This is a genomic window from Haloplanus sp. XH21, from assembly GCF_023276355.1.
GTDB classification, from domain to species: Archaea; Halobacteriota; Halobacteria; order Halobacteriales; family Haloferacaceae; genus Haloplanus; species Haloplanus halobius.
In genome coordinates this window covers 1,567,927-1,591,820 of sequence record NZ_JALLPL010000001.1, presented here as the reverse complement: position 1 = coordinate 1,591,820, position 23,894 = coordinate 1,567,927, and the positions used below count along the sequence as shown (strand labels likewise).

Sequence of the window (23,894 nt, the reverse complement as noted above, 5' to 3'; positions counted from 1 at the left end):
ACCGACACGCCCATCTACCGCCGGGGAGAACGTCGACCGTGCCCGTCGGTCGCTACCGAAACGTCGGTCTGTTCGTCCTCCTCAGCGTGTTGTTCGGCTGCTCGTTCGTCGCGATTAAGGCCGGTCTGGGCGCTCTCCCGCCGGTCTTTTTCGCCGCCCTCCGGTTCGACCTGGCGGCGCCAATCCTTCTCGGCTACGCCGCATGGCGCCACACCGACTGGCGGCCGCGGTCCCGCGCGGACGTGGCCGGCCTCGCCGTCGGCGCGGTGACCATCGTCGCCGCGAACAACGGCCTCCTCTTTCTCGGCCAGCAGACGATCACGCCCGCAGCGGCGTCGGTGATGTACGGCCTCAACCCGATCCTCTCGCCCGCGTTCGCCTTCCTCCTTCTCGGCGACCGCCTGGATCTGCGCGGGCTGCTCGGCATTCTGCTGGGACTGGTGGGCGTCGTCATCATCGTCCAGCCGTCGCCGGAGACGCTCACCGCGGGGTCGACCGTCGGCCAGTTGCTCGTCCTCGGTGCGGCGGCGGCCATCGCCCTCGGGAGCGTGCTCATGCGACGCATCAACGCGACGATGGACAGCGTCCCGCTGACCGCCTGGGCGATGGGGCTCGGCGCCGTACTTCTCCACGCCTGGAGTTACGCCATCGGCGAATCGGTCGCCGGGACGACGCCGACGCCGACCGTCGTCCTCACGGTGATCGTGGTCGCCATCCCGTCGACGGCCTTTGCGTACCCCATCTACTTCACGCTCATCCGGCGGGTCGGCCCCGTCCGTGCGAACCTGGTGGCGTACGTCGTTCCCATCGTCGCCGCCCTCACCGGCTGGATCCTGCTCGACGAACCCGTCACCGTCGCGACGGCGGTCGGGTTCTGTGTCGTCGTCGCCGGCGTCGCGCTCCTCGAGCGCCGGATCGTCGCCACCGAACTCGCTCGGCTTCGGCGCGCGTGGGGGTAATGATCCAACAGCGCCCCGTCCACAACCCACGGGACACCGTTACAACAATCCATATAAGTCGCCCCAGCGGGCAGAGAAACGAGATGTCTCGACCACCCGCCGACGAGCGTCGACACTGGCTGTCGCTCCGGCGAGCGTACCGCTGGCTCCTGCTCGACGGGGACCGGGTCGTCGTCGCCGGCGTCGCGCTGGCGGTTGGCTTCGCACTCGTCGGCGTCGCGGGACATACGATCAGCGCCACGCTGGTCGGTGAGTCCAGCCACCAGCACACGACGGTGCCGCTCGTCGGCGCGCTGCTGAGCGGGAACTTCCTGCTCTTTTCGATCGTCGTCTCGGTGAACTCCCTCTTCGTCACCCAGGAGGAGTCGGCGCTCGATCGGGAGTTCGGCCGGATTCAGAGCATCGTCGAGTTCCGCCGACAGTTAGAGGACGTGCTCGATGTCGAGCACGTTCCCGCGGCCCCCGTGCGGTTCGTCCGACTGCTCTCGGCGGAGATACTGAGTCTCGCACAGGCCATCGACGACGACGTCCACGCCGCAGAGTTCGAACTGCGGGCCGACCTGGACGAGTATCTCGACTCCCTCGCCGAGGAGACGGGCGAGATGAACCGACGGCTCCGGGTGTCGTCGACGAACGCCGACATCGTCATCGCGATGATGGATTACAACCACGACCGGCAGATAAACGACCTCCGGCGACTGCGCTCGGCACACAGCGACAACCTCCCGTCCCGGACCGAGGAGTCGATCACCGAGCTTCTGCAGCTCCTGCAGTATTTCGCGACCGCCAGATCCTACTTCAAATCGCTCTACATCCGACAGGAGTTCGCGAACCTCTCCCGAAACCTCGTGTTCACGTCCGTACTCTCGGTGGCGACGACGGCGTCGTTCATGCATTTCTTGGGCGCCATCCCCACGACGCACCTGCTGGTCGCGACCGTCGAGGCCATCGCGCTCGCGCCGTTCGTCCTCGTCGGCAGCTACGTCCTTCGGGTGTCGGCAGTGAGCCGGCGCACGCAGGCCGCGGGGCAGTTCGTCGTCAGCGACAGCGCGACGGGGGATATCGAGGGAATCTCGCCGCCGGAGCGAGGCGAGTGAGACGGTAAGCCAGCACCGGTGGTCGCCCAGACGGGTCGGCGGTCCACCAGACAATAACCCGTATGAGGCGATCCAGATCTCATTCCGGGCGCACGTTTAAGTCGATTCCTCGCGTAGCGCTCACGTCCTACGATGTCAGGTGACGCGGCGTCGCAGGCCGACCGGGCCTTCGATCGATTCCGCCGGCAACTCGTCCGCACGTACGAGATGCTTCGGGGATCGACCGTCGACGCTCGCCCGTTCCGACCCGGGGAGGACGGCCCACTCGGAAGTTTCGACTGTCCGTCGGACGAAAACGAACTCGACCGGTACTGGGTGAACGCGCCCTTTGCCTACGTCGTCATCACCTACGACGCCGAGGAGAGCAAGCACCGCTACCACGCCGTCGAACCCGACCTCTCGACGTTCCAGTCGTCGCTTCTCGACCGCGTCAGAGAGGACATCCGCGATCCGCTCCTGTTTCGCGCCGAGGGGACGGAGATCGACGAGTCGGTGCTGTCGGCCGAACTCGAGTCGCTACTCGAGGAGTACGGTCTCGACGTGGACATGGAGACGTTTCACGCCCTCCGATACTACCTGGTCCGGGACTTCCGAGGGTTCGGTCGACTCGACCCCCTGATGCACGATCCGCACATCGAGGACGTCTCGTGTGACGGCTACGACCTGCCCATCTTCGTCTATCACGACCAGTACACCGACATCGAGACGAACGTGATCTTCGAGGAGCCGGACGAACTCGACAACTACGTGGTGCGGTTGGCCCAGCAGTCGGGGCGCCACATCAGCGTCGGCGACCCCATCGTGGGCACGACGCTGCCCGACGGCTCTCGGGTCGAACTCGCTCTCGGCGAGGAGGTGACGCCCCGTGGGTCAGCGTTCACGATCCGGCAGTACGCCGACGACCCGTTCACGCCGATCGATCTCATCGACTACGGCACGTTCAACGTCGAGCAGATGGCGTATCTGTGGCTGGCCATCGAACACAACAAGTCGCTCATCTTCGCCGGTGGGACGGCGTCCGGGAAGACCACCTCGATGAACGCCGTCTCGATGTTCATCCCGCCCCGATCGAAAGTGCTCTCGATCGAAGACACCCGCGAACTCTCGCTGTACCACGACAACTGGCTGTCGAGCGTGACGCGGGAACGCCTCCACGAGGGCGCCGACATCGACATGTACGACCTGTTGCGGTCGGCGCTTCGCCACCGCCCCGAGTACATCATCGTCGGCGAGGTGCGCGGCGAAGAGGCGGTGACGCTGTTTCAGGCGATGAACACCGGCCACACGACGTTCTCGACGATGCACGCCGACAGCATCGAGACGGTGATCAATCGCTTGGAGAACGAACCGATCAACGTGCCGCGCGCGATGATCCAGTCGCTCGACCTGCTCTGTGTCCAGCGATTGACCCGTCTCGACGGCGAGCGAGTGCGCCGGTCCAGCGCGATCAGCGAGATCGGCGGGATCGATCAGCGGACCGGCGAACTCGACTACTCCAACACGTTCACCTGGGACCCCGACACCGACACGTTCGACCGCTACGACAGTTCCCTCCTCGACGAGATTCAGGACGACCGCGGCTGGACGCGAACCGAGCTGTTGGAGGAGATCCGCAACCGGCGGCGGTTCCTCACCGCCCTCCGAGACCGCGGCATCACCGACTACCGGCAGTTCACCGCGCTCGTCAACGAGTATTACGCGGACTCCGAGCGCGTCCTCGAACGGATCCAGGGACTCGGGACCGACGCGTGATCGCACACCTCATCCCCCTGCTCGTGGTCGCCGTGCTCGTGTGCCCGCTCGTCCTGTCGCCGGTGAGCGAGCGGGCGAGCCTGCTCGTCTCGCGGATCGCCGTCCCAATCTTCGGGGACTACGTCGCCCGAAGTCCCCGCCGCTCCTGGCAGCAGTCGCGGTTGCAAGCGACCCACGTCGGCGCCACCCACCGGGTGTTCGCCTCGCGGACGCTGTTGATCAGCGGCGTCGCCGGCGTTGCCGGCGCCATCCTCGGGGTGTACACCGCCGTGTGGCTGGTCGATCTCTTCGCAATCAGCCGGGACGCCATCATCGCGTTCGTCCCCGCGCCCCTGTCCTTTCTCGGTGGCCTCACTCGACTGCAGGACCTGACGCTGCTCGGCCTGTTCGTGCTCTTTCTCTTCTTCGGGGCGACGATCGGTTCCGTCCTGGCGCTCGGAACGTACTGGGCGCGGTGGACGTATCTCGACCAGTTGGCCAGTGCTCGCGCGAGCGAGATAGAGGCCACCCTGCCCCGGACCATCGCCTTCGTCTACGCGCTCTCGCGGAGCGGGATGCCGTTTCCCGACACGCTCGACACGCTCGCTGAGAACGACGAGATCTACGGCGAGGCGGCCCGCGAAGTCGGCGTCGCCGTCCGGGAGATGAACACCTTCTCGACCGACATCCTGACCGCGCTCCGGAACACCGCCGAGCGGACGCCCAGCGAGGGACTGGAGGAGTTCTCGGACAATCTCGCGAGCGTCCTCGGGAGCGGCCGCAACCTCTCCTCGTTCCTCCGGGATCAGTACGAACGCTACCAGGAGGAAGCGGAGGCCCAGCAGCGACAGTATCTCGAACTCGTCGCGACGTTCGCCGAGGTGTACGTGACCGTCCTCGTCGCCGGCCCGCTGTTTTTCATCACCGTCCTCGTCGTCATCGGCCTCGTCATCGAGAACACGCTCCCGATCGTTCGGTTCGTCAGCTACGCCGGGATTCCGCTGGCGAGCGCCGGCTTCGTCGTCTACATCGACAGCCTGGTGCAACACGACACGGCGATGACGGACGTGGGACAGGATACGGCCGGATCGACGGCGATCGCCGGGCAGAACGCCGAGGGTGGCGGGACGAGCGCGCTCCCGCGCTCCGACGGTGGCGCAGTCGCCGACGCCGACCTCCCGAACGTCGAGCGTCTCGTCGCCTACGACCGCTTCAGCGCCGTCCGTCGGTGGCTGAACAACCCCCTTCGGAAGGTCCTCGAACGACCGAGGCTCAGCCTCGTGATCACGATCCCGCTCGGCGTCGTCTGGGTCCTGATCCGGGCCGCGCCGATCCCGCTCGGCCCGTCCGCGCTCCAGACGCTGGATCATCCCGTCATGGAGGCCACCCTCGCTATCATGGCGGTGTTCGCCCTCCTTCACGAGACACACAAGCGACGGATCCGCCGCGTCGAAGAGGCGGTGCCGGACTTCCTCGACCGCCTGGCGAGCGTCAACGAGGCGGGGATGACCGTCGTCGAGAGCATCGGGCGAGTCGCCGGCAGCGACCTCGGCGGCCTCGAAGACGAAGTGAACCGCACCTGGCGGGATATCGAATGGGGCGCAGACGCGACGACCGCCCTCCGCCGGCTTGCGGCCCGTACCCGGGCGCGGATGGTGTCACAGGCCGTCACGCTCATCACGAACGCCATGAACGCCAGCGGCGACATCGCGCCGGTCCTCCGCATCGCCGCCGACGAAGCTACCGAGACGCGGCGCCTCCGCCGCGAGCGCCGGCAGGAGATGCTCACGTACGTCCTCGTGATCTACATCTCGGTGTTCGTCTTCCTCGGCATCATCGCGGCGTTGACCGTCGCGTTCATCCCCGCCGTCCAGCAGACCGGAACCGTATCGGCCGGCCCGTCGGCACCGGGGACCGGATTCGGCGGGGCGTTCGGCGGCATAGAGGTGAACACCAGTGCCTACGAACTCCTCTTTTTCCACGTCTCCGCCATCCAGGCGGTCTGTTCCGGCCTCATCGCCGGCCAGTTGGCCGAAGGGAGCGTCGACGACGGCGTCAAACACGCCGCCGGCCTGCTCGCGCTGACGTATCTGGTGTTCGCCGTCCTGCTCCTCTGATACGGATTATTGTAACTGTTTACCGGTGAGTCGCTGAGACGGTCCAGCGACTCACCAGTAATGACTTACAATAAACCGTATGAGCGGGGCGCAGTCCGGGAGTGGTTTATGCCCGTGCGCCGAGCGTGGCGTATGGACCGGCCGGATCCGCGCGCCACCTACGACCGGATCGCGGAGCATTTCGCCGCCACGCGGGAGTACCCCTGGCCCGAAATCGAATCGTTCGTCGACGACGCCGACCCCGTGGCGCTCGGCCTCGATATCGGCTGTGGCAACGCCCGGCACGCCGAGGTGCTCGCCGAACGCGCGGACCGCGTCGTCGGCCTCGATGCGAGTCGTGGGCTTCTCCAGGCCGCCCGTGAGCGGCAGGACGCACGCGGATTCGACGCCGACCTCGTGCAGGGTGACGCCGCGCGACTCCCCGTTGCCCCGTCGCGGTTCGGTCTCGCCGTCTACGTGGCGACGCTCCATCATCTCCGCCCCCGAGAGATCCGTCTCGCCAGCCTCGACGAACTCTCGCGGGTGCTCGCGCCGGGCGGGCGGGCCCTCGTCAGCGTCTGGAGTACGACCCACGACCGCTTCGACGCCACGGAGGGGTTCGACACCACCGTCGACTGGACGCTCCCCGGCGGCGAGACGGTGCCTCGGTACTACCACGTCTACGACCCCGACGAGTTCGAACGTGACCTGACGGCGAGCGCGCTCGCCGTCCACGACAGCTTCCTCGCGAGCGGCAACTGTTACGCCGTCGTCGGCCCAGAGGTGGACTGATACGGAGTATTGTAAGTCATCACCGGTGAGTCGCCGACCCGTCTTGGCGACTCACCGGAAGACAGTTACAATAAACCGTATGAGACGGACGGTGGTCCGTCAGTTCCGGCGACCGTCGAGGAACAGGGGCGACGACCCGCACGGTCGGGACCGCGATACGCACAGACGTAGTAGACTTAACCCGCCAGCGATGCAAGTGGGCGACGATGACCGACAGCGACACCCAGACCGATACCGAGTACGACATCGCCGTCGTCGGCGGTGGCCCGGCGGGCCTGACCGCCGCCCTCTACACCACGCGCCTCGGTCACGACACTCTCGTCGTCGACCGCGGCGGCGGCCGCGCGGCGATGATGCAGGACACGCACAACGTCATCGGCGTCACCGAGGACACCTCCGGCGTGGAGTTCCTGGAAACGGCTCGCGAGCAGGTGCAGTCCTACGGCGCGACCTACCACCGCGGGTTCGTGAGCGACATCACCCAGGCCGACGACCGGTTCCGCCTGGAGACCGAGGACGCCACCGTCGACGCGGCGCAGGTCGTCCTCGCGACCGGATTCAGCGACGTGAAACCCGATCCGCCGCTCCCGCCCACGGGCCGCGGCCTGCATTACTGCCTCCACTGTGACGCCTACATGTTCGTCGACGAACCCGTCTACGTGATGGGCCACGGCGACAGCGCCGCCTACGTCGCCATGATCATGCTCAATTTCACCGACGAGGTCGACCTCCTCACCCGGGGCGACGAACCGACCTGGAGCGACGAGACGGGCGAGATGCTCGACGCTCACCCCATCGACGTCATCCACGAGGACATCACGGGCATGACTCGCGGCGACGACGGGTGGCTGGAGAGCTTCGAGTTCGAGGACAGCGTGGGACCGCGTCCCACGGGCAGCCGGACGGAGTCCGGCGACGGCACCGTCCGCGAGTACCGCGGCGGGTTCCCGATGTACGGTTCGGAGTACAACAACGAACTGGCGGTCAGTCTCGGGTGTGACCGCAACGACGACGGCACTATCGTCGTCGACGACCACGGCCGGACCAGCGTCGACGGCGTCTACGCCGTCGGGGATATGGTTCCGGGCCACAACCAGATCCCCGTCGCGATGGGGCAGGGCGCGAAAGCCGGCATCGCCATCCACATGGACCTGCGGGCGTTCCCGCGGAGCATCGAGGAGATAGCGGCCGAGGGGCCGGTCAGTCCCGACGAGGTGCCGGCCGTCTCGGAGTCGATTCGGGAGGCCGCGCGCGCGTTCCGGGAGTCCGAGGCCGCCGAATCGGCCGCGGACGACTGAGCCGTCGTGGCCGAGCAAACGTAACTGCCTTATCCCCCGACCCAGAAGCCTTGCGTGCGCGCCGGTGGTCTAATGGCAAGACTTTGGCCTTCCAAGCCAACGATCCGGGTTCAATTCCCGGCCGGCGCACTCACTTCGTTCGTCGCCGGCGCAGTTCTCCCGTTGACCGCGAGCGAGGAACGATAGCGACGAGCTAGCCGGCCGGGGGAACTGCGCGACGCCGCGGATTGAAGGAGGGAGTGAAGCGAGCGGAACGACCGTGGGTCAAATCCCGAATCGGGATTTGAAGTAGACGAGTCGCAGCCCGCGCAGCGAATGCGAGCAGGACCGTCTCGGCGTGGTTCAATTCCCGGCCGGCGCACTCACTTCGTTCGTCCGCCGCCCGTAGTCCCCTCGATCACTCGTCACCCGATCGCAGCGTCTTGAAACTCGCTCCGAAGATCAGGATTGCCGTGAGACCGACCACCGCGACCGAGCGCAGGAGAAAGTAGAGAAAGGAGGACGGGACGCCGAACTGGAAGAGGGTTACGACGAACGCGATGAGGGACCCGAGGCCCGCCGCCGCAAACACCCATGGAGTGGGTGCCTCCATATCCGCGGGGCAGGCAATCTCACAGATAAAACGGCTGCCTAGTTGCTTTTGCTGGCGCTGTGTGCAGTACAGCTACGGCTATACCGGCTCGGCGAGTCGGGACGACCGGCCGATGTCCCCAGGGTCGCCGCTCCCGTGGTCGGTGATCGACGGGACACGCTTACGAGGATCAGTCCTCGACGCTGGGATGCTGGTTCGGCTCCTCGGGGTGTGGTTCGGCGAAGTAGTCGCGCATGACTGCCAGCGACTCCGCTTCCCGTCGCCGTCGCTTCGCGTCGTCGATTTCCTCGCACCCTGGCGGGAGGTCCCGCCCGCGCCCGGTGAAATACCGGTCCGGCACGACCCAGTCGTGATAGAGGTCGACGTCCGAATCCTCGACGACCGTGACCCCGACCGTCGCGCCGTGGCCCGCGACGATGATGGCCTGATAGGGCTGGGCGGCAAGCCGCCCCGCGGCGTACAGCCCCGGAACGCCGGTCCGTCCGCGGTCGTCCGTCTCGACGAACGACTTGCCACGGTCGATGATTCCGACGCCGTCGATGTTCTCGAGGAAATCGACCGTGTTCTTCGTCGCGGCGACGACGGCCGTCGCCGTGAGCGTCTCGCCGGCCGCCGTTTCGGCGGCGAATCCGTCGTCGAGCGGGCGGAGATCCACGACCCGACCCTCGCGACGCTCACAGCCGGCGCGCTCGGCCTGATCCTCCATCATCTCCAGGAGGAGGCCACTACTGACGCCGGCGGGGAAGCCGGGATAGTTCTCCAGGTGGGCGTTGCGCCGGAGGATCGGATCACCGTCGGTGACGAGAAGCGTCTCCAGTCCTGCTCGAGCGGTGAAGAGACCGGCGGAGAGCCCCGACGGACCGCCGCCGACGATCAGCACGTCGTGGTCGGTGGTGTTCATCGCATCCGTCCGTCGGGGTGCGACGAGTATAGCAGGTCCGATATCGGGAGCGACGGCCCCGCACCTCGGCCAAAGGTTTAAATAACAGGTTCGCCACGACACTTATAATGGAACGTCCGAGCCGCCAACGTCAGCGGAGCCAGGAGACGGAACAGGAAGCGGACGAGTCCGTCGACTGCCCCGAATGTGGATCAGACAACATCGTCACGGACGCGGATCAGGGGGAACTCGTCTGTGACGACTGTGGGCTAGTGATCGACGAACGGCAGATCGACCGCGGGCCGGAGTGGCGGGCGTTCAACCACTCGGAACGACAGAGCAAGTCCCGCGTCGGCGCCCCGATCACCGAGACGATGCACGACCGAGGGCTGACGACGACCATCGACTGGAAGGACAAGGACGCCTACGGACGCTCGCTCTCCTCCGAGAAACGCTCGCAGATGCACCGCCTGCGCAAGTGGCAGGAGCGAATTCGGACGAAGGACGCGGGCGAGCGCAACCTCCAGTTCGCGCTCAGCGAAATCGATCGCATGGCCTCCGCGCTCGGCGTGCCGCGCTCGGTGCGCGAAGTCGCCTCCGTCATCTATCGGCGCGCACTCAACGAGGACCTCATCCGCGGACGCTCCATCGAGGGCGTCGCCACCGCGGCGCTCTACGCCGCCTGCCGACAGGAAGGCATCCCCCGCTCGCTCGACGAAGTCGCCGAGGTCTCTCGCGTCCCCCAGAAGGAGATCGGTCGCACCTACCGCTACATCTCGCAGGAACTCGGTCTCGAACTCAAACCCGTCGACCCCAAGCAGTTCGTCCCGCGCTTTGCCTCCGCGCTCGAACTGAGCGAGGAGGTCCAGGCCAAGGCGACGGAGATCATCGACGTCTCGGCCGAACAGGGACTGCTGTCCGGGAAGTCGCCCACCGGCTTCGCCGCGGCCGCCATCTACGCCGCCTCCCTGCTCTGTAACGAGAAAAAGACCCAGCGTGAAGTCGCCGACGTGGCCCAGGTGACCGAGGTCACTATCCGCAACCGGTATCAGGAACAGATCGAAGCGATGGGCTTCCGCTAGCGCCGGACGAACACCACGACTTCTCGGTTCCGTATCGACAGGCGATAGGTACTCGTCTCGTAGCCCTCCAGCCGTGGCGCCAGCGTCGACTCCTGGCCCGCGTCCGCGATCACGACGGGCGGGAGCGATCCGCTCGCAGCCATCGTCTCCACCCCGTCGACGCTGCGGACGCCGTCCGTCTCGGCCCCGACGCGTTCGAGATACCACGGGAGTGGCAGCCGGTTCCCCCACGTGTCGTCGACGGGTGGGCGGTCGTAGTCGGCGTCGCGTGCGGGGACGAACGTCGATCCGTAGAAGAGCACGTCGACGCCCTCGTTGCCGGCGATGGCCGTAGAGACATCGTCGACGAAGGGGTCCAGATCGTCGGCGGGCTGAGCGTGATGGGCGAGCGGGTTCGCGTCGGTCGTGGGACCGTACGCCGTTCCGGCGACACCGACGCCGAGTTGGCCGACGACCGCGAGCGCGAGCAGGACGGCGACGGCCGTCCCGACGGCGTCGTCCCGGTCGAGCGTCCGCGACGTGTATCGAACGAGCAGGCCGACGGCGGCGGCCGCGGGCACGAGCGCCGGGGCGACGGTGTGGACCGAGAGCCACGCCGCGCTCTCCTCGGAGATGACCGGGATGACGAACAGCGACGCCCCCGCCCAGTAGGCGTGGAAGGCGACGACGGGGCGGGTGTCGCCGGTGCTGTACCGATCGACGAGGAAGCCGACGGCCGCGAGCGCGACGACGACGGTCGACGCCGCGAGGAGCGTTCCGAGGTGGTCGCTCAGATACGGCAGGATCTGGTGGGTGCCGCCCTGCCGCCGGCCGACGACGCGCACGCCGTAGAACGCCTGTGGGGCGCCGAGGAACGCCGCCTCCAGCGTCGAGAGCGTCGGCCGGATCGACCCGTTGGATCGCGGCGCGTAGAAGTAGAGATGGACCGCGAGAAAGACGCCGATGGCGCCGAGCGCCGACCGGGGGGAGCCGCGGACGCGCAGGACCGCGGTCTCGAGGCGGTCGAGGGTGCCCCCGCCCTCGCCCACGAGTCGTCGCTGATCGAGCGTGAGCGCCGCGGCGACCAGCCAGCAGACGACGTAGCCCACGACGAACGCCGAACTGGCGAGCGAGAGCGCGAGCGCGGCGGCGCCGAGATACCGGTAACGCGCCCCGCCGTCGTCGAGGAGGCGAATCACGCAGCCGACGACGACCAGGCCGAAGACGGCGAGCGGAACGTCGCCCCGGAGGAATCGCCCGTAGTAGAGGAGGGCGGGACTCGCCGCGAGAAGCGCCGCGAACGCGACGGTCTCGGTGTCGCTGAGTTGATGGCGAGGCGGCGTACCGTCCGGCTCCACGGAGTCACGAAAGAGGAGGGCAACGAGTGGACTACAACCGCCGACGACGGCGACGACGGCGCGGGCCGTCGCGTCGGTTGCGCCGACGAGCGCGAAGACGTACCGCTCGATGATGTAGAGGAGAGGTCCGCCCGCGACGGGGCGGTATTCGAAGGCGCCGGTGTCGAGATAGCGGAGGCTCCAGTAGCCGACGCGAGCCTCGTCCCAGTGGAAGGGGCGCGAGCCGAGGCCGACGAAACGGGCAGCGAGGGCGAGAACGGTGACGGCGAGGACGGCGACGGCGACGCGGTCGAACCGACGACTCGCCTCGGAATCGGCCGCTGACATACCGGTCAATCCGCAGGGGTACCGGTCAAACTTTCGGCTTCGTCGCGTCAGAAAAGGGAGTGTGGTATGGCGTCGCGACGGCCGACGGTCGGTGGCGTCGCCGGTCGGGTGGCAGTGAGAGGGCGGTGCTCGGCATCGGGCGAACGCGAGGGGCCTGAGACGGATCGTTGTACCGGTGTCCCGGTGGTCGCCTCCATCGGCGACCGCCGGGAACGGACGGACAACAGCCCGTCTGAGCGCGAGCGGTCAGGCGTACTGCGGCCCCTCGTGGCTGGAGCCGTTGGCGTCGGGGTCGAAGATCTCCGCCCGCTCCTCTCCGAGCACATCGACTTCGGCCAACATCCCCCGCCGCGCGACGCGGCTGAGCGCGTGGTCGACGAGTTTGATGCGTTCGGGCACCGGCGTGTCCATCTCGCCGATCATGCAGCTTCCCGGCGGCACCTTCATCGTCTGGATGTTCTTATCGGCGTAGGCCTCGAAGTCACCGTCCTCGGGCACGCCTCCGTCGCGGTAGGCCCGCTTCCAGACGTTTCCGATTGGGTGGAAGTTGCTGGAGAGGTTCGGGCCGCCGTCGACCATGAACACCCGGACACGGTCGCCCTGATCGACCTCTATGGGGCCGCGGTTGGCGGCTGCCCAGGCGTACTTCTCCCCGTTCAGGAGGACGTACGTCGGCGCTTCGTTTTTCATCGACTCCATGTCGAAACGGTGCTTGCCCTCCTGCCCGGCCTCGCCGTCGGTGTAGACCTCGTGCTGCCCGAAGTAGAGTTCTTGATCGACCTCGGGCAGCCCGTTTTCCGGCTCGACGAGGATCATGCCGAACATGCCAGCACTGATGTGCATGTCGAGGTTCGGCACGGCACAGTGGTAGATGAACGCCCCCGGGTAGTCCGCTCGGAAGCGGAGGGCGTTCTCCTCGCCAGGTGCGACCGTCGTCGCTGCGGCCCCACCGCCGGTGCCGTAGACGGCGTGGAAGTCCACGTTGTGTGGGAGCACGTTCCCGGAGGGGTTCTCGATCGTCAGATCGACCGTATCCCCCTGCCGAATCCGAATCATTGGCCCGGGAATCTGCCCGTCGAACGTCATGAAATCGAACGTGACGCCGGGTTCGATCTCGGCAGTCACCTCTTCGGCGGTCAGCGTGATTTCGTGGGTGGTCGACTCGTCCCGGTCTATCGGCCCCGGAATATCGGTCGGATCGGCAGCGACCTGATCCGCTATCGAACCGGACTGCTGTTCCATTCGCTGCCGCTCGGTTTCGGCTTGCTCCGCGTTCGGTGCCTCCGCGCTACACCCCGCAACCGTCGCCGCACCGCCGACGCCGAGTGCCTGGAGCGTTCGCCGCCGGGTAGTTTCGAGCATTGGGTGTCACCTCTATTTGGAGCATGACTCCCCACAGGTATGAACCCGGACAGCGATTCCTACGGTCTGGCGTCCGGGGCGAATCCGTTCGGGACACACATAAAACGGATCTGGAGCGACGGGAAGCGACCCGACGGTCGATCAGTCACAGCCGATCGACGGGGGAGCGCCCCGTCAGCAACAGAAGATGAACGGGTAGACGAAGCTCACGCGGTCGCCATCCGATATCTTCGTGTCGAAGCCGTCGAGCACTTCGTTGAACTTCCCGTTGACCATCACTCGCGCGAAGGGCTTGGTCTGTTCGCCCTCGGGGTTCTTGTGCCACGTTCCGGGCAGGTTCTCGGGGGGTTTGGCCCACCCGCTGGTCGACGCTTCCGCCTCCGTCTCGGCGATGAGCATCTCCGCGAGCTCGGGGTGCTGATCGAAGAACTCCTCCAGCAGGTCGCGCAGGGTGTCGCCCTCGAAGGTGAACTCCTGCTGGGGAGTCTCCATCGCGTCGCGGACGTGCCCCGTCGCACGGAGCGCAACGGTCGTCGTCTGCGGGGTCGTACTCTCGGTGTCGGTCGTCGTGCTCATGACAGCTACTCCTAGGCGCTTTCACCCCGAAAAGGTATGTCCGAACATGTTCGATCCGGGGTGAGAGGCCGCACTGACGGCTCTATTCCCGATTCGTTGGGAGAGGCGGGGAGCCTAAGTGATTCCTCTCTCGAGAGGGGGCCATGGTGCGCGATCCGTTGTCGGGCGCGGCGTCGCCCGACCTGCAGTCGGTTCTCGACGCGCTCGACGATCCCGACTGCCGGACCATCGTCCAGCACCTGGACGAACCCATGACCGCGACTGAAGTGTCAGAGGAGTGTGAAATACCCATGTCGACCACATACCGAAAACTGGACCTGCTGACCGAGGCGTCGCTGCTCGCGGAGAGCACGGAACTCAGGCCAGACGGTCACCACGCGACCCGATACGAGGTGGATTTCGAGACGGTCGAAATCGAACTGACCGAAGACCGAACACTCGACGCGTCGATCAGTCGGCCGTCCCGGACGGCGGACGAGCGCCTGGCGTCGCTGTGGGGGGAGGTTCGAAAGGAGACATGAGTCATCTCGATATCGCGCTCACGGCCGTCAAGACCGCGACGCTCCTGTTCGGGGGTCTCATCACCTTCCTCGCGTTCAAGGCCCACCACCGGACTGGCTCGCCGGCCCTCCGCGCGCTCGGCATCGGCTTCGGCCTCATCACCGTCGGCGCCCTGCTGGCTGGCGTCGGCCACCAGTTCACCTCGCTCTCGCTCGCTCAGTCGATCGTCATCGAGAGCGCGCTCACGCTCGTCGGATTCGCGGTCATCGTCTACTCGCTGTACGTCGAGTAGGCCCCCGCCACCGATCCAGCCGTCCGTCTCAGTACACCACGTACAACATGGCGTAGACGACGGTGCCGAGCACGAACGAGATCAACCAGAGGCTCGCGGCCACGCGCCCGACGCGTGCGTGGGCCGTCCGCGTCAGCGCCTCGATGGGACGCGTCGTCGCGAGCAACAACACGTAGTACAGCAGCGGGATGCAGACGACGGCGAGTAGGATGTGGACGGCCAGCAGAGGCAGGTAGAGCCACTGATAGACCGTCTCCGGTCCGGTGAACGTCGACGGTCCTTCCATGATCACCTTGTAGAGGTAGAGAACGAGGAAAGCGACGAAGAGCGCGGTCGAGAGCAACATTGCGGCGCGGTGCCGTCGGAACCGTCGCCGGCGCGCGAACCGAACGCCGGCGAGGATGGCGACGACCGCCACGACGCTGATGGCGGCGTTGACGTGTGGAATCGACGCGATTACGGCCGCCGGTGCCCGTGGGATGGCGCCTCGCGGAATCACGCCGAGGACGGCACCGAACACCAGCGACAGCGACATTACCGAGAGGAGCGCCGTGAGTTCGGGGACGCGTTCGCGTGCGTTCATTATAGATCCGTTCGGAGCGATCACCATATGCCCGTCGGAGCGACACGTCACGCGGCGAACGAATCACCGGCGGGCAAAAGGAAAGCCATTTCAAATACCCCCGTCAACGGTGGTATGCCGTAAGACAGAATCCGCGAGCGTGGGTAGCCAAGCTAGGCCAACGGCGCAGCGTTGAGGGCGCTGTCCCGTAGGGGTCCGCCGGTTCAAATCCGGTCCCACGCATCGCACGAGCGGGTCCCTCGACCCGCCACTCACCACCGCGGTGACGATGCCGGTGATTCCCATCCGGGGCATCACCCACGCACAACTTCGTTCCGATACTCTCTCTCCGAGCGGCGGCACTACGAACCGCAACCCGCTTGTCCACCAAGCCGAAAGAACGGCTAGATGCCCCGCGACGGCGACCACTCTCGACGCGCCGTGCTGAAAGCCGCAGTCGCACTCGGAAGCGCGAGCGCCCTGACTGCCTGTCTCGACCGCAACAGCGACCCCGTGCCGACGGGTGATCCGGACGCCAAACCCCCGCGCCAGCACGCGTGGCGGGAGTACGTTCGCCACGACGACCACGGCAACACGCAACTCCCCCGCCACCAGATCCTCCTCTATCTGACCCTCGACGGCGACGACCCGCCGTCCGACGCAGACCGCCGGGCGCTCGCCGAGGCGCTCGACGGTCTCGACCACGCCTACGAGTGGAGTCACGAGGGACTGCTCCACTCCATCGCCTACTCGCGGTCGTATTTCGACCGGTTCGACGACCCGCTACCGGAATCCGTCGACCTGCCACAGCCGACCGCACTCTCACCCTTCGAGTCGCCCACTTTCGACCGCCAGGACGCCGTACTCCACCTCGCGAGCGACCGGGCCGATGTCGTGCTCGCGGCCGACCGCGCCCTGCGCGGCGAACGCGGGTCCGCCAACGGCGTGACCATCCCCCCGCTGACCGATGTCGTGACGGTCGACTCCCGCCGGACGGGGTTCGTCGGGGCGGGTCTCCCCGCCGAGAACCAGGACGCGGCGGGCATCCCCGACTCCCGGCCGGTCCCGGAGGCTGCGCCGCTGTTCATGGGGTTCGAGGCGGGCTTCCGCGGGAATCAGGCGACCGAATCGGCCGTCACGCTCACGGACGGTCCCTTCGCCGGCGGGACGACGAAGGCCATCGCCAACCTCCGGCAGCGCCTCGACGACTGGTACGGCGAGCAGTCCGCCGACGAGCGCGTGATGGAACTGTTCAGCCCGGGACACGTCGAACACGACCTAGTCGAGGGCGTCGGCGACAACCTCGGCGCCGACAGCGGCATCGACCAGTTCGTCGACGACATCGAGGGCCACGCACGGGAGTACGGCCGCGTCGGCCACGCCCAGAAGGCCGCGCGCGCCAACCGCGACGAGGACGGCACCGTGCGCCTGCTCCGGCGGCATTTCGAATCGACCGACGACATCGGCTCCGACCAGCGGGTCGCGAGCCTGCATTTCCCCACGCTGCAGCGCCGGATCAGCGAGTTCGAGGCCGTCCGCCGGGCGATGAACGGCACCGATATGACGGAGCTAACCCCGGCCGTGCGCCAGCGGGTCAACAACGGCATTCTGGAGTACATCTTCGTCCGCCGACGAGGGTACTTCCTCGTCCCGCCGCGCCGGCACCGGTCGCTGCCGGCGCCCCGACCCGAATGACGATGGAGTCGGCGGACGGATCAGAACCGGTTTTCACGCCCGGCCACAACGGAGGGGTATGAACCGTCGCGAACTGCTCCGGACCGGCGCAGCCGTCGCCGGGGCGATGTCGCTCACTGGCTGTTCCGGACTGGTCGAGACGCGGCCGGCCGGCGTCCCGCCCGTCATCGAAGACCGCCCGGACGGCGTCTACAAACCGACGCACGTCGAGGGGATGGCGATGATCGGCACGGAGACCACCGGCGACTACGCCTTCGGTCTCACGTACAGCTACCCCCACCGGTTCTGGAACGTCAACGGCGACAGCGTCTCCCGGACCGACATCGAGGCCGACGACGCGGTCCACCTGATGGCGAGCGTCTGGGACCCCGAAACGGAGACGGTCCTCCCGGAAACCGGGCTGTCGATCGAAATCTATCGCGACGACTCGCTCGTCTCCCAGGAAGTGATCTACCCTATGCTCTCACAGCCCATGGGGACACATTACGGTGCGAACTTCGGTCTCGACGGCGACGGCACCTACACCGTCCTATTGAGCGTCGGCGGCGTGTCGACTCGGCGGACGGGTGCCTTCCGTGACCGGTTCGACGACCCGGCGACGGTGGAGTTCCCCTTCGACTACAGCGAGGCGGCGAAAAACGAGATCGAGTTCGAACAGTTGGCGGACGCCGGAACGCCCGGTGCGATCCAGCCGATGTCGATGGCGGCGCTTCCGAACGGCGTCGCGCCCGCCGAATCGGCCCTTCCGGGGACGGCTCTCGGCTCGGGCCTCAGCAATGACGCGCGCCTGGTCGTGACGGCCCTTGAGTCACCACCCGCTGGCGTCGACGGCGACGGCATCTACCTCGCCGTCTCGGCGCGCACCCGATACAACCGGATGGTGATCCCGGCGATGGGACTCGCGGGGACGCTCACGCGCGACGGCGAGACGGTGTTCGACGGCGAGTTTACTCGGACGATCGATCCCGACCTCGAGTACCACTACGGCGCCCTCGTCGACGACATCGAATCCGGCGACGAACTCACGCTCTCCGTAACCGTCCAGCCACAGGTCGCTCGTCACGAGGGCTACGAGACGGCCTTCGGCGGTCTGGACGACGGAATGTCGGATGTGACGGTGCGGGTTCCGTGACGCGTCGGGCGAACGACAAGGGATTTACCCGTCGACTGCGTGGGTTTGCGTATGGCTGGCCCAACAACTGACGCCCTCGCGTGGGTCGTCATCGGCCTCTTTCTCAGCGGCGCCCTGCTCCGCCGCCGGGAGAGCGACCACGCTCGGACGGCGACGGTGGCCGCCTGGGCCGTCTTCGCCGTGTTCTGGGCCGCGCTCGTCCCGCATTTCGCGTTCGTCCAGAGGAGCTTCGTCGAAGGCTTTCTCTCGCTCGTCGCGGTCCCCGCGTCGCTGTACGTCGGCTGGCTCCTGTACGACGGCCGTGACTCCCTCTTCGTCCTCTCGAAGGCCATCGCCGTCATGGGTGTCGTCTACCTCCCCTTCGAGACGATTCCGGCGCTCACGGTCGCCGGTCTCGCGCTCCCGTCACCCCGACACGTCCTCATCGCTCATACGACCGCCCAGACCCAGTGGGCGATGGAACTGCTCGGCTACAACCCGACCCTCGTCGAGGGCGATCAGGGGTATCTCAACACGTTCAAGTTCGTCACCGACGGCGGCCACACCATCCTGTTCTCCATCATCCTCGCGTGTACGGGGCTGGGGAGCATCGCCATCTTCGTCGGTCTCATCGCCGCCGTCGAGGCGCCGCTGAGTCGGAAGCTCCGCGCGCTCGCCATCGCCGTCCCCATCATCTACGTCCTCAACATCGCCCGGACGACGTTCATCGGGTTGATGTTCGGCAAGCAGTACATGCAGTGGTTCGTCGACGAAGTGCTCTTCCTGTTCGGCGGCACCGACCCCTACAAGGTCTCCTTCTATCTCTCGGACCGGGTCATCAGTCAGGTGCTCGCAGTGGTCGCCCTCGTCGGCGTCACCTACCTCGTGGTGCGGGAGCTGCCCGAACTGGTGACCATCGTCGAGGACGTCCTCTACGTCATCACCCGTGAGGAGTACGACCTGCGCGAGGCGCTGGACCTGCCGGACCCGAACGAGGTCGGCCCGGGCGCCGACTAGTCGAGCAGGGCTGCCGGCGCACCGCCGAGCGTTCGGAGCGCGTCGGCCTCGACGTGATGGCTCTCGCCGGGCAACACCAGCAGATGCAGCGGATCGCCGAAGTCACGGGTCGCGAGCGCGGACAGGCGGTCGGCGTCGACGACCGGATCGGGACTCCCGGCGCGCGCGACGACGACGCCGAGGGCGTCGGGCCACTCCTGGGCAAGGAGGCCGGCGGCCACGTCGGCCGTCATGTACGTCTCGCCGGCGTCGTCGCCGCGGCCATCGTCGACCTTGATGTCCAGATAGACCAGCGTGTGGAGGCCGCGTTCCTTGTTGGCCTCGACGGACTCGACGACGGAGGCTGGAACGTCGTCGCCGCCGTGGGCGCGTGGGAAGGGGAGCGTGACCGCCTTGCCGAAGCGGTAGTTCTGGAGGCCGGTGAGCCCCGAGGCGGCGGACTGGGCGGTGACGCCGTGGACGACTCGGGTGTCGACGCCGCGGTCGATGGCCCGCAGACGGAGGTCGACGTGCGTCGTCGAAATCATCGCGTCGCCGGCAGTCAGGAAGACGGCGTCGCCCTCGGCGGCGGCATCGAGGATGGGACCGGGATCCTGTTCGACGCCCGCCCGGTCACGCATCTCGATGTCGACGCCGTGGTGGGCTTCGAGTTCGTCGACGGTGGTGCCGACGAGGCGACTCGTGTAGAACTCGGCGAACGCACGGTCGGCGGCGCGGAGGGCGTCGCGTCCTTCGACCGTGATCGAGCGTTCGTCGTAGAGACCCAGACCGACGAAAGTGAGCACAGGCGTTCGTACTCGGGCGACGAGTAAAAAGCGAGGCGTTTGCCGCGCTACCGGCAACCGAAACCAACGTTCTTTTTGTTTTCGTGGTGCGTGGTAACGGTATGCCAACACGTCGCGGCGTGACCGCCAGCGCGGTCGGACTCCTGACGATGACCGCTGGCTGCGGGTTCATCACGGGCAGCGAATCGCTCAGTTTCAGCGCCTCGCCGGCGACCGTCACCGACCAGGCCATCTCCGAGACCGGCTACGAGGAGGTCACCGTCACCGATCAGGTCGTCACCCGCGAGTTCAGCGTCGCGGGCCAGACTCGGGAAGTCGAAGTGACGAACCAGCTCGCCCAGTACGAGCGACAGGTCGATCTGGGTCCGCTGGGTTCGGAGCGGGCGGCCGTCTTCGTCGCGTTCACCAGCCCACAGGTGGAAATCGCGACGGAGTCGTTCAACCCCATCGCCGACATGTCCGAACGGGAAGTCCTGCAGCAGTTCGAATCGCAGTACGAGAGCATCAGCGTCGGCGACGCCGTCGGCGAACGGACGGTGACCATCGTCGACCAGTCGGCGACCGTCACGAAGTTCGAAGGGACGGCCACGCTCGCCGGCGCCGAGGTCGACGTCTACCTTCACGCCGCGACCGTGCAGCACGAGAGCGACTACGTCGTCACCGTGGCCATCTACCCGCAGCAACTCTCGGACGAAGAGGAGAACGTGGTCACCCTGCTCGAAGGCCTGGAACACGCCACGAGCGAGTAACTCGCCAGACTGAACGGCTCTCAGGTGCGTCTCGCGCGCGCCTGCCTCACGTCGGCACCGTCGCGCACCAGATCCTCACAGTTCGGGCAGACGCGGGGCTGGGTCATTCCGGTCGGCGCGAACACACGGACGTAGTCGTCGGTAACGAACGAACCACAGTTCTGACAGCTCGGCATACGTTCACATGAGTGCAGGGAACGAACATGTACGTTACGGCCATCTGCTCGTACTGTCGGCTGTAACTGGATCAAGATATTCACCGCCGAGGGTGGAGAAATCCTCGAAAGACTCACAGCCGACAGTATCAGGAATCGTTTGAAGTACGGTGGGCGCGAACCGTCGGCCATGTACGACGCGATACTCGTTCCGACGGACGGGAGCGAAGGGGTCGACCGCACGCTCGAACACGCGCTGGAGATGGCCCGGAACCACGACGCGACGGTCCACGCGCTGTACGTCATCGACCGCCGCTTCGAACTCGCGGCCGACGAGGACCGCGACGACCTGATCGAGCGACTGCGTGACCGTGGTGAGACGGCCGTCGCCGCCGTCGCCGACGCGGCCGCCGACGCCGGCGTCGACGTCGTGACCGACGTACGCGAGGGAATCCCCTACAAGGCCATCCTCCAATACGCCGACGAGGCAGGGGTAGACGTCATCACGATGGGCACCCACGGACGGACCGGTCGGGACCGCCTCGCACATCTCGGCAGCGTCACCGAGCGCATCGTCGAGAACGCGACAGTGCCGGTGTTCGTCGTCAATATCGGCGAAGAGTAACGCGGCGGCTAGTTTTCGCGCTCCTGCGCGTCGACGACGGCGACGCCGGCGAGGTTGACGATATCCTTGACTTCGTCGCCGCGCTGGAGGACGTGGACGGGTTTGTCCATCCCGACGAGCATGGGCCCGATGGCGTCGGCACCGCCGAGACGCTGGAGGAGTTTGTAGCCGATGTTTCCGGCCTCCAGGTTCGGGAAGATGAGCACGTTCGCGGGGTCGTCGAGTTCGGCGAAGTCGTACGTGCCCTGGAGGATGTCCTCGACGACGGCGGTGTCGGCTTGCATCTCGCCGTCGACGGGGAAGTCGACGCTGGGGTCTTCCCGGAGCATCCGCGCGGCCTCACGGGGTTTGCGCGTACCCTCGTTGTCGACGCTCCCGAAGTTCGAATAGGACAGCATCGCCGCGCGCGGTTCGACGTTGAACCGCCGGGCCAACTCGCCCGTGTGCCGGCCGATCTCGGCCAGTTCGGCCGCGCCCGGATCCTGATTGACCGTCGCGTCGGCGACGAAGATCACCCGGTTGCGGAAGGTGAGCATGTAGACGCCGGCCGCGTACTCGGCGTCCTCGGCCGTGCCGATGACCTGTAGCGGCGGCCGGAGCGCCGAGGGGTAGTGGTGGGTCAGCCCAGTCAACAGGGCGTCCGCGTCGCCCATCTCCACCATCACGCTCCCGAGGAAGTTGCCGTCGCGGACGAGTTCGCGCGCTTCCCGCTCCGTGACGCCCTTGCGCTTGCGGATCTCGTACAGGCGGTCGGCGTACGCGTCGAGTTCGTCCGCGCCGGGATCGACGATTTCCGGCTCGAAATCGAGGCCGAGGTCGTCCATCGTCTCCCAGATGGCGTCGCGGTCGCCGATCAACACCGGCTGGGCGATGGCCTGTTCGGTGATCTGGTAGGCGGCGCGGATCATCTTCTCGTCGGTCCCTTCCGCGAGGACGACCCGCTTCGGCTCGCTTTTGGCCTTGTTGAGCACGACCCGCATCATCTCTCGGGACTTGCCGAGGCGGGCCTCCAGCTCCTCGCGGTATGCGTCGAGGTCGATCGATTTCCGCGCCGCCCCGCTGTCGACCGCCGCCTGCGCGACGGCGGGGGCCACCTCGAACATCACGCGCGGGTCGACTGGCTTGGGGAGGATGTACTCCGGCCCGAACTGGAGCGGCTGGTCGCCGTACGCCTTCACGACGGCGTCGGGGACGTCCTTGCGCGCCAGGTCGGCCAGCGCACGGGCGGCGGCGACTTTCATTTCCTCGTTGATCTCGGTGGCGCGCACGTCGAGCGCGCCGCGGAAGATGAAGGGGAAGCCGAGGACGTTGTTGACCTGATTCGGGAAGTCGGAGCGGCCCGTGCCGACGATGACGGTGTCGTCGCGGGCCTCCTTGGCCTCGTAGTAGTCGATCTCGGGTTCGGGGTTGGCCATCGCGAAGATGATGGGGTTGTCGGCCATCGACCGCACCATCTCCTGATCGACGATCCCGCCCACCGAGAGACCCACCAGCACGTCGGCGCCCTCCATCGCGTCGGCCAGATCGCCCGCGGGGCGGTCCTGGGCGAACTGCGCCTTGTACTCGTTGAGCTCGCCCGCGTCCGCGCGCTCGGTCGTGATGACCCCCGTGGAGTCACACATCGTGATGTTCTCGCGGGGGACGCCGAGCGAGGCGTAGAAGTTGCCGGTGGCGATGGCACTCGCGCCGGCACCGGAGATGGTGACCTCCAGGTCGTCGAGTTCCTTGTCGAGGATATCAGCGGCGTTGACGAGTCCCGCCCCCGTGATGATGGCGGTGCCGTGCTGGTCGTCGTGGAAGACGGGGATGTCCATCTCCTCGCGGAGGCGCTCCTCGATCTCGAAGCAGTCGGGCGCCTTGATGTCTTCCAGGTTGATCCCGCCGAAGGTCGGCTCCATGGCCCGCGTCGACTTGATGATGTCCGCCGGGTCGTCGAAGTCGAGTTCGATGTCGAAGACGTCGATGTCGGCGAAGCGCTTGAAGAGGACGCCTTTCCCCTCCATGACCGGCTTCGACGCCTGCGCGCCGATGTCGCCGAGGCCGAGCACGGCCGACCCGTTCGAGATGACGCCGACGAGGTTCCCCTTCGACGTGTACTCGTAGGCGAGCGACTCGTCCTCGTGGATGTCGGAGCACGGAGCGGCCACGCCGGGCGAGTACGCCAGGCTCAGGTCACGCTGGGTGTTCGTCGGTTTCGTCGTCGAAATCTCTATTTTCCCGGGAGGGTCCTGTCGGTGATACTCCCTGGCGTCGTCGTCAAGTCCCATAACCGC

General features: G+C 66.8%; 23 protein-coding genes and 2 tRNA genes. 16 read left to right on the top strand and 9 right to left on the bottom strand.

Annotated features, from left to right (window positions below; genetic code table 11):
* Positions 1 to 38 precede the first annotated feature (38 nt).
* The 7 genes from MXB53_RS08190 to MXB53_RS08160 all read left to right on the top strand — a co-directional run bounded on the left by MXB53_RS08190 (position 39) and on the right by MXB53_RS08160 (position 8,102).
* Positions 39 to 959: a DMT family transporter gene (locus MXB53_RS08190; RefSeq protein ID WP_248896888.1), complete on the top strand. Its 921-nt coding sequence runs from the start codon at positions 39 to 41 to the stop codon at positions 957 to 959.
* A gap of 83 nt (positions 960 to 1,042) precedes the next feature.
* On the top strand, positions 1,043 to 2,056 hold the full coding sequence (locus tag MXB53_RS08185; RefSeq protein ID WP_248896887.1) for a DUF7972 family membrane protein: 1,014 nt from the start codon (positions 1,043 to 1,045) through the stop codon (positions 2,054 to 2,056).
* A gap of 132 nt (positions 2,057 to 2,188) precedes the next feature.
* Positions 2,189 to 3,808, top strand: coding sequence for a type II/IV secretion system ATPase subunit (locus MXB53_RS08180; protein ID WP_248896886.1), 1,620 nt, complete (start codon positions 2,189 to 2,191; stop codon positions 3,806 to 3,808).
* A complete protein-coding gene (locus tag MXB53_RS08175) occupies positions 3,805 to 5,904 on the top strand; it encodes a type II secretion system F family protein (protein WP_248896885.1) in 2,100 nt (699 codons plus the stop codon). Before MXB53_RS08180 ends, MXB53_RS08175 begins: the two co-directional genes overlap by 4 nt.
* A 132-nt stretch (positions 5,905 to 6,036) precedes the next feature.
* Complete coding sequence (locus MXB53_RS08170; protein WP_248896884.1) at positions 6,037 to 6,675, top strand: class I SAM-dependent methyltransferase; 639 nt, start codon at positions 6,037 to 6,039, stop codon at positions 6,673 to 6,675.
* Positions 6,676 to 6,881: 206 nt separating this feature from the next.
* Entirely contained in the window at positions 6,882 to 7,973 is a 1,092-nt protein-coding gene (locus tag MXB53_RS08165) for an NAD(P)/FAD-dependent oxidoreductase (protein WP_248896883.1), read from the top strand.
* Positions 7,974 to 8,031: 58 nt separating this feature from the next.
* A tRNA-Gly gene (locus MXB53_RS08160) sits at positions 8,032 to 8,102 on the top strand.
* Between the two features lie 268 nt (positions 8,103 to 8,370).
* Here the strand turns inward: MXB53_RS08160 and MXB53_RS08155 are convergent.
* The gene (locus tag MXB53_RS08155; RefSeq protein WP_248896882.1) at positions 8,371 to 8,565 is read right to left on the bottom strand and encodes a hypothetical protein; all 195 of its coding nucleotides are present in this window, start codon (positions 8,563 to 8,565) and stop codon (positions 8,371 to 8,373) included.
* A gap of 169 nt (positions 8,566 to 8,734) precedes the next feature.
* Positions 8,735 to 9,466: an NAD(P)/FAD-dependent oxidoreductase gene (locus tag MXB53_RS08150; RefSeq protein WP_248896881.1), complete on the bottom strand. Its 732-nt coding sequence runs from the start codon at positions 9,464 to 9,466 to the stop codon at positions 8,735 to 8,737.
* 107 nt (positions 9,467 to 9,573) lie between these two features.
* Here MXB53_RS08150 and MXB53_RS08145 point away from each other — a divergent pair, with 107 nt between their 5' ends.
* A complete protein-coding gene (locus MXB53_RS08145) occupies positions 9,574 to 10,527 on the top strand; it encodes a transcription initiation factor IIB (RefSeq protein ID WP_248896880.1) in 954 nt (317 codons plus the stop codon).
* Here MXB53_RS08145 and MXB53_RS08140 read toward each other — a convergent pair.
* The 3 genes from MXB53_RS08140 to MXB53_RS08130 all read right to left on the bottom strand — a co-directional run bounded on the left by MXB53_RS08140 (position 10,524) and on the right by MXB53_RS08130 (position 14,129).
* Complete coding sequence (locus MXB53_RS08140) at positions 10,524 to 12,191, bottom strand: flippase activity-associated protein Agl23 (protein ID WP_248896879.1); 1,668 nt, start codon at positions 12,189 to 12,191, stop codon at positions 10,524 to 10,526. The two genes, MXB53_RS08145 and MXB53_RS08140, sit on opposite strands and share 4 nt — an antisense overlap.
* Before the next feature lie 246 nt (positions 12,192 to 12,437).
* On the bottom strand, positions 12,438 to 13,553 hold the full coding sequence (nirK, locus tag MXB53_RS08135; RefSeq protein ID WP_248896878.1) for a copper-containing nitrite reductase: 1,116 nt from the start codon (positions 13,551 to 13,553) through the stop codon (positions 12,438 to 12,440).
* Positions 13,554 to 13,727: 174 nt separating this feature from the next.
* Complete coding sequence (locus tag MXB53_RS08130; RefSeq protein WP_248896877.1) at positions 13,728 to 14,129, bottom strand: MoaD/ThiS family protein; 402 nt, start codon at positions 14,127 to 14,129, stop codon at positions 13,728 to 13,730.
* Between the two features lie 143 nt (positions 14,130 to 14,272).
* Between MXB53_RS08130 and MXB53_RS08125 the strand changes: the two genes are divergently transcribed.
* Positions 14,273 to 14,650, top strand: a complete 378-nt coding sequence (locus MXB53_RS08125; RefSeq protein WP_248896876.1) for a winged helix-turn-helix domain-containing protein — start codon at positions 14,273 to 14,275, stop codon at positions 14,648 to 14,650.
* Positions 14,647 to 14,922, top strand: coding sequence for a DUF7521 family protein (locus MXB53_RS08120; RefSeq protein WP_248896875.1), 276 nt, complete (start codon positions 14,647 to 14,649; stop codon positions 14,920 to 14,922). The genes MXB53_RS08125 and MXB53_RS08120 overlap by 4 nt, the downstream gene beginning before the upstream one ends.
* 28 nt (positions 14,923 to 14,950) lie before the next feature.
* Here the strand turns inward: MXB53_RS08120 and MXB53_RS08115 are convergent, their stop codons facing one another.
* Positions 14,951 to 15,505, bottom strand: coding sequence for a DUF420 domain-containing protein (locus MXB53_RS08115; protein ID WP_248896874.1), 555 nt, complete (start codon positions 15,503 to 15,505; stop codon positions 14,951 to 14,953).
* 137 nt (positions 15,506 to 15,642) lie between these two features.
* Between MXB53_RS08115 and MXB53_RS08110 the strand changes: the two genes are divergently transcribed.
* From MXB53_RS08110 to artA, 4 genes are all read left to right on the top strand, one after another.
* Positions 15,643 to 15,727, top strand: a tRNA-Leu gene (locus tag MXB53_RS08110).
* 165 nt (positions 15,728 to 15,892) lie between these two features.
* Positions 15,893 to 17,179, top strand: a complete 1,287-nt coding sequence (locus MXB53_RS08105) for a DUF7405 family protein (protein WP_248896873.1) — start codon at positions 15,893 to 15,895, stop codon at positions 17,177 to 17,179.
* A gap of 58 nt (positions 17,180 to 17,237) precedes the next feature.
* Positions 17,238 to 18,311 (top strand): DUF7350 domain-containing protein, encoded by a 1,074-nt coding sequence (locus MXB53_RS08100; protein WP_248896872.1) that lies wholly within the window; start codon positions 17,238 to 17,240, stop codon positions 18,309 to 18,311.
* A 51-nt stretch (positions 18,312 to 18,362) separates the two neighbouring features.
* A complete protein-coding gene (gene artA / locus MXB53_RS08095; RefSeq protein WP_248896871.1) occupies positions 18,363 to 19,307 on the top strand; it encodes an archaeosortase A in 945 nt (314 codons plus the stop codon).
* Here artA and dph5 read toward each other — a convergent pair.
* Positions 19,304 to 20,092 (bottom strand): diphthine synthase, encoded by a 789-nt coding sequence (gene dph5, locus MXB53_RS08090; protein WP_248896870.1) that lies wholly within the window; start codon positions 20,090 to 20,092, stop codon positions 19,304 to 19,306. The genes artA and dph5 overlap by 4 nt on opposite strands.
* 101 nt (positions 20,093 to 20,193) lie before the next feature.
* Between dph5 and MXB53_RS08085 the strand changes: the two genes are divergently transcribed.
* Positions 20,194 to 20,841: a DUF6517 family protein gene (locus tag MXB53_RS08085; protein WP_248896869.1), complete on the top strand. Its 648-nt coding sequence runs from the start codon at positions 20,194 to 20,196 to the stop codon at positions 20,839 to 20,841.
* A gap of 20 nt (positions 20,842 to 20,861) precedes the next feature.
* On the opposite strand, the gene MXB53_RS08080 is transcribed toward MXB53_RS08085, so the two are convergent.
* Complete coding sequence (locus MXB53_RS08080) at positions 20,862 to 21,017, bottom strand: DUF7563 family protein (RefSeq protein WP_248896868.1); 156 nt, start codon at positions 21,015 to 21,017, stop codon at positions 20,862 to 20,864.
* Between the two features lie 169 nt (positions 21,018 to 21,186).
* Here MXB53_RS08080 and MXB53_RS08075 point away from each other — a divergent pair, with 169 nt between their 5' ends.
* The gene (locus MXB53_RS08075) at positions 21,187 to 21,621 is read left to right on the top strand and encodes a universal stress protein (protein ID WP_248896867.1); all 435 of its coding nucleotides are present in this window, start codon (positions 21,187 to 21,189) and stop codon (positions 21,619 to 21,621) included.
* 8 nt (positions 21,622 to 21,629) lie between these two features.
* On the opposite strand, the gene MXB53_RS08070 is transcribed toward MXB53_RS08075, so the two are convergent.
* A complete protein-coding gene (locus tag MXB53_RS08070) occupies positions 21,630 to 23,888 on the bottom strand; it encodes an NADP-dependent malic enzyme (protein ID WP_248896866.1) in 2,259 nt (752 codons plus the stop codon).
* Positions 23,889 to 23,894: the final 6 nt, after the last annotated feature.

Bases quoted from the DNA above. Each gene is read 5' to 3' on its own strand.
- MXB53_RS08080 (WP_248896868.1), bottom strand. From the start codon at position 21,017: ATGCCGAGCTGTCAGAACTGTGGTTCGTTCGTTACCGACGACTACGTC.
- MXB53_RS08155 (WP_248896882.1), bottom strand. From the start codon at position 8,565: ATGGAGGCACCCACTCCATGGGTGTTTGCGGCGGCGGGCCTCGGGTCC.
- MXB53_RS08185 (WP_248896887.1), top strand. From the start codon at position 1,043: ATGTCTCGACCACCCGCCGACGAGCGTCGACACTGGCTGTCGCTCCGG.
- MXB53_RS08070 (WP_248896866.1), bottom strand. From the start codon at position 23,888: ATGGGACTTGACGACGACGCCAGGGAGTATCACCGACAGGACCCTCCC.
- MXB53_RS08105 (WP_248896873.1), top strand. From the start codon at position 15,893: ATGCCCCGCGACGGCGACCACTCTCGACGCGCCGTGCTGAAAGCCGCA.
- MXB53_RS08150 (WP_248896881.1), bottom strand. From the start codon at position 9,466: ATGAACACCACCGACCACGACGTGCTGATCGTCGGCGGCGGTCCGTCG.
- MXB53_RS08140 (WP_248896879.1), bottom strand. From the start codon at position 12,191: ATGTCAGCGGCCGATTCCGAGGCGAGTCGTCGGTTCGACCGCGTCGCC.
- artA (WP_248896871.1), top strand. From the start codon at position 18,363: ATGGCTGGCCCAACAACTGACGCCCTCGCGTGGGTCGTCATCGGCCTC.
- MXB53_RS08075 (WP_248896867.1), top strand. From the start codon at position 21,187: ATGTACGACGCGATACTCGTTCCGACGGACGGGAGCGAAGGGGTCGAC.
- MXB53_RS08115 (WP_248896874.1), bottom strand. From the start codon at position 15,505: ATGAACGCACGCGAACGCGTCCCCGAACTCACGGCGCTCCTCTCGGTA.
- MXB53_RS08130 (WP_248896877.1), bottom strand. From the start codon at position 14,129: ATGAGCACGACGACCGACACCGAGAGTACGACCCCGCAGACGACGACC.
- MXB53_RS08120 (WP_248896875.1), top strand. From the start codon at position 14,647: ATGAGTCATCTCGATATCGCGCTCACGGCCGTCAAGACCGCGACGCTC.
- MXB53_RS08100 (WP_248896872.1), top strand. From the start codon at position 17,238: ATGAACCGTCGCGAACTGCTCCGGACCGGCGCAGCCGTCGCCGGGGCG.
- MXB53_RS08170 (WP_248896884.1), top strand. From the start codon at position 6,037: ATGGACCGGCCGGATCCGCGCGCCACCTACGACCGGATCGCGGAGCAT.
- MXB53_RS08125 (WP_248896876.1), top strand. From the start codon at position 14,273: ATGGTGCGCGATCCGTTGTCGGGCGCGGCGTCGCCCGACCTGCAGTCG.
- MXB53_RS08180 (WP_248896886.1), top strand. From the start codon at position 2,189: ATGTCAGGTGACGCGGCGTCGCAGGCCGACCGGGCCTTCGATCGATTC.
- nirK (WP_248896878.1), bottom strand. From the start codon at position 13,553: ATGCTCGAAACTACCCGGCGGCGAACGCTCCAGGCACTCGGCGTCGGC.
- MXB53_RS08145 (WP_248896880.1), top strand. From the start codon at position 9,574: ATGGAACGTCCGAGCCGCCAACGTCAGCGGAGCCAGGAGACGGAACAG.
- MXB53_RS08085 (WP_248896869.1), top strand. From the start codon at position 20,194: ATGCCAACACGTCGCGGCGTGACCGCCAGCGCGGTCGGACTCCTGACG.
- MXB53_RS08165 (WP_248896883.1), top strand. From the start codon at position 6,882: ATGACCGACAGCGACACCCAGACCGATACCGAGTACGACATCGCCGTC.